Here is a 3,823-nt window from a genome sequence, read left to right on the forward strand (position 1 = left end):
ACATCTGCAACAATATAAGAGTCCGCATACATATAATAGGTATTTGGATTTCTTTCTACAGTAACAGAATTGTTTTGCTCGGAAACAATACGGATATCCGAAGAGACATTCCATGAGACGGGTATATTATTAGGTAGATTGATAGTGTATGTATAAGTTCCTTGACCGCAAATGTTTGAGGGGCCGGAGATGAGATATTGGTATCTATCTCCGACCCCGACAGCATGCCAAGCATTGGTAACCTGCGCAACTTCATTGGAATTGTTTCCAAAGATATTGGAAGCGGCAGTAATCGTGGCTTCTCTGAATTGTGCAAAACCTATCTCTTGTTCAACACTTGATTGCAAAATAACGCTTTGTGTCCGATACACAATTCTTGCGGCATTGTTCATACCGATAGCCCCCACCCAAAAAGAGTTTCCGATATCATTGGTACCCGTTCCTCCTTCTGAAAGCAAAAAGAACCAATGGTTAATTACTCCGCTATTACGATGGACGCCGCAGTAATCATTCTCCGATATAGGTGTACAATTGTTTGTATTAATCCAGTACGTACCCAGATAGGTGTCGGGATGATTGAATTGGTTGGGATTGCTCATTGAACGCATGGCACCAATATCTTCTCCCATCAGCCAGCGTTGTTTTTCCGGAGCTGATCGGGCTTCAACACAGGCTGCCCAAATATCGCTTAATGCCTCATTGATAGCGCCCGACTCTTTCCGATAAGCAAGACGGGCGGTATGTCCGGTTACACCGTGAGCAATTTCATGAGCACAAATATCAAGCGTAGTAAATGGTTCAGAATACGTTCCTCGTCCGTATGTCATCCTGTTTCCATCCCAAAATGCGTTATCGTTATGTGTGTATCTCGGACTAATCAGAGTTAAGTTTGCATTAACATAACTTAGCAGAGGGGCACCTCCATTGTCGTAACTGTTTCTGCCGTGTACCTGATGAAAATAGTCGTAAGTCATTTCAGCACCCCAATGGGCATCTAAGGCAGCGTTGTCTCTGTTTGCATTGTTGTGTTCAATCCAGTTGTTGTCATTATCAACAAAATCGGTTTGGGAATATGTGCCGGTATTATTCATATTGTAGGTTTCAATCCGTACGCCATTCCGTAGTTCACGCAAGCGAAAACCTCCACTGAACGAATCCGTAGTGATATTTCTGGTGCCGCTGTACCGGGTTATGGCCGTTCCCTGACTGTTGGTATGGTGTATCCGTGAATCCTTATCCAAAATTCTTCCGTCGATGGCATCCACATATACCATGTATCGGCTTAACGGTTTATGGGCATAAATATCGAATTTATAAGCCAAGCGATATTGATTACTACCCTGAAGAATATCTTTTACAATCACCATTTCTCCTTGGGGATAATACGTATCGTTCAAATACTCTTTTATCCAGCGTTCTTCTTCCGGAATTTGCCATTTATACAGCTCTGCTCCGATATGTTTCATGGCGTGCTGCAACGCTTCGGACTCCGACAATTGGGCGGTGGTATTTACTTGGTCAATTTTTTGGAAATTACCGATGGCCGATTCCAATTGCCCTCTTCCGTTACCATGCATGGAATACGTGCCATAGGCAACCCGGATGCCTTTGTGATATTGCAGATAATATTGGTGCCTTGTTCCCTGTTTATCTATGTCGGACTTCTCCATACGCCATTCATCAGCGGCCTGCATTTTGTTTATTGAGTTCAATACCTCTTTTGCTTTGTCCATGGCAACAGGTACGGTGTCTGTCCGAAACCTCAGAGAGGTTACGATTCCGTCATGCTCTGTCTGTTTTTGCAAAACAACCTGGGCATTAAGCACATGCAAGGCAATAAGCCATACGCTTATTACGGATAAAATTTTGTTTTTCACATTGTTTGATTTTAATAAACTTAGACTATTCGTTCACTCTTCTATAAATACGAGCAAATTGTGCTGTTCCTATGGAGAAAGGAAAAATAAGATAACCGTCAATCTGATCTAAAAGAATTTCTCCTTTACCGGCTAAGTACAGCAAATCCCCTGCTCCCTCTTTCGGGGTTATGGTTATATAAAATTTATCCTGTTCTCTACTAATAACATAGATCCCATCTTGCAACACTTTTTTATTGTCGGTAATCACCGGCTTATCGTCGATAATTTCCATGTTGTGGGTCGCCAGTATCCGATCATCGGTAAATATTAGTTCGAGTTTCTCCCCCGGAATGGGTTTTTGTTCTCCTATTACGCCACCATAGGAAACAGTCCATTCCCATGTACCGATTATTTGCTGTTTCATAAGCTCGGTTTCCGATAATTCCTTCTCACACCCCGTTACATCTATCAGCAGAAACAGGGCGATTATGCTAAATAAAATTGTTTTTGGTTTCATAGTTTTAAAAATTTAAATTGAATTATAACATATATTGCAATTTTCTTCCCGCCTGCAAAATGGATTTGGCGGCGGAGTCAACAGTCCGGTGGGAGTATCGGTTTTCATATCGCACGTGTTTTTATTGGATTATGCCGTAAAATAAATTATTTTCCGCACAACATCAAAACACATTTTGTTAAAAAACAACCGTTTATCTATAAGATGCAGAAACGGCAAAAACGTTGCACGGATTCCGGATTTTAACATTCGGGAAACGTTACCAGTGCATTATTTCAGACAGCAGATTTCAAACATCAGACAACAGACTTTTTCATTGGTAATTCGTAATTGGTGATTGTCCTTCGCACGTTCCCGTCCGTCAATTTTTCAACAGCTTCTTCGTCTGGGTTTTCCCGTCTTTTATCACCCGCACAAAGTACATGCCTTTGGGTAGATCTGACACGGAGATTTGATACGCGGACTGGTCTGTTTTGTACGTTCTTAGCAAGCTTGCGGCGTTCCACAGTTGTATTTCGTAGGGGGCCGACAGCAAGGTGGCGCTGTTTCGGGACGATTCTTCTTCCAACCTCACGGTCACCACGTCGGTGGCGGGGTTGGGGCTGAGGGAGAAAGAAGAATAATATCCGCTTTGATCACCTAAAACATGATGGATAAAAAGATTTTCTCCGCATGGATTAGTTAATCTAACCATTATATACTCTCCTTCCAATGAGTTCGAAGTAAACCGGATCATTGTTGTGTATTTCGGTCTGATAGTGCCACTCTTTTCGGTCAAACCGTGCCACTATAATTCATAGTTTTTTACCTATTTGAAAGATCATTGGCAAAGTTAATAATTTTATTCAGTTGTACTTATTTTTCCTTTCCTAAGTGACTCACCTTTAAGTATTATTCTGTGTGATGAGTTTACTATCCTGTCCAGGACGGCATCTGCTATTGTTTGCTCCCCAATCAGATCATACCAGGCTGATACCGGTATCTGCGAGGATAATATAGTTGATGCCTGATTATGCCTCTCATCGATGATATCCAGCAGTATCTCTCTGGCCTGATTGTCAAAGGCATGTAATCCAAAATCATCCAAGACAAGGACATCTGTTCTTAGTAGTTTTGACAGTTCCTTCAGGTAAGTGCCGTCTATTTTACTGAGTTTGAGCCTGCCGATAAGTTTGGCGGTATTTGCATACAGTGTTTTGTATTCCATTAGACAGGCCTGATATCCCAAAGCCTGGGCAAGATAGCTTTTGCCCGTGCCGGATGCACCTGTTATTATGATGTTCTCTTTTCGTTTAATAAAGTCCAGAGTGGCTAAACGTGTAAACATGTTTTTATCCAGATTGCGTTGTTGATTGTATTCGACATCCGCTACACTGGCCTGTTCTCTAAAGCCGGCCTGTCTGATAAGACGCTCAATTTTATTATTTAATCGTTCTTCCCATTGATG

4 protein-coding genes are annotated in these 3,823 nt (G+C 41.9%); all 4 read right to left on the reverse strand.

Annotation, left to right across the window (positions count from 1 at the left end; translation table 11 throughout):
• Window positions 1-1,877, reverse strand: a 1,877-nt coding sequence (locus D7D25_RS17365) for a M4 family metallopeptidase (RefSeq protein WP_148038978.1), incomplete at its 3' end; no start/stop codon positions are given.
• A gap of 25 nt (window positions 1,878-1,902) precedes the next feature.
• Window positions 1,903-2,376: a hypothetical protein gene (locus tag D7D25_RS17370; RefSeq protein ID WP_122970178.1), complete on the reverse strand. Its 474-nt coding sequence runs from the start codon at window positions 2,374-2,376 to the stop codon at window positions 1,903-1,905.
• A 361-nt stretch (window positions 2,377-2,737) separates the two neighbouring features.
• Entirely contained in the window at window positions 2,738-3,070 is a 333-nt protein-coding gene (locus D7D25_RS17375) for a T9SS type A sorting domain-containing protein (protein WP_158602666.1), read from the reverse strand.
• Window positions 3,071-3,217: 147 nt separating this feature from the next.
• Window positions 3,218-3,823: IS21-like element helper ATPase IstB (istB, locus tag D7D25_RS17380; protein ID WP_122970180.1), on the reverse strand; the 606-nt coding region annotated here is incomplete at its 5' end.

Source organism: Proteiniphilum sp. X52 (genome assembly GCF_003712195.1).
In the GTDB taxonomy this organism is placed as follows: Bacteria; Bacteroidota; Bacteroidia; order Bacteroidales; family Dysgonomonadaceae; genus Proteiniphilum.

Excerpts from the sequence above, each read along its gene's own strand:
- D7D25_RS17370 (WP_122970178.1), bottom strand. The coding sequence starts at position 2,376 with ATGAAACCAAAAACAATTTTATTTAGCATAATCGCCCTGTTTCTGCTG.
- D7D25_RS17375 (WP_158602666.1), bottom strand. The coding sequence starts at position 3,070 with ATGGTTAGATTAACTAATCCATGCGGAGAAAATCTTTTTATCCATCAT.